General features: G+C 67.5%; 1 pseudogene. It reads left to right on the top strand.

Going from position 1 to position 234, the window contains the following annotated elements:
* A pseudogene (locus DVDV_RS21760) lies at positions 1 to 234 on the top strand (indolepyruvate ferredoxin oxidoreductase subunit alpha); the annotation flags it as partial.

Raw genomic sequence — 234 nt, 5'->3', positions numbered from 1 at the left:
CCAAAAGGTGCTCATCGTCAGAGGAACTGGAACCGGTGCTGAAACCGAGATCCGCGCCCTGGCCCAGGCCCGCGGCATTGCGGTGGAAATCTGCGGCAAAAGCGAGCATCTGCCCCGGCGCGGCGAGTTTTCGACGGCCAATGTCCGCCAGGCCGTGCGCACCTTCCTCGGCCGCCCTGCCGCCACGGTGGAAACCCTGGCCGTGCCCAATGATCTGCCCCGGCGTCCGCCCAA

The organism is Desulfovibrio sp. DV, from assembly GCF_001936595.1.
In the GTDB taxonomy this organism is placed as follows: Bacteria; Desulfobacterota; Desulfovibrionia; order Desulfovibrionales; family Desulfovibrionaceae; genus Solidesulfovibrio.
The sequence above is the reverse complement of the archived record's forward strand: the minus strand, read 5'-3'. Positions and strand labels throughout refer to the sequence as shown.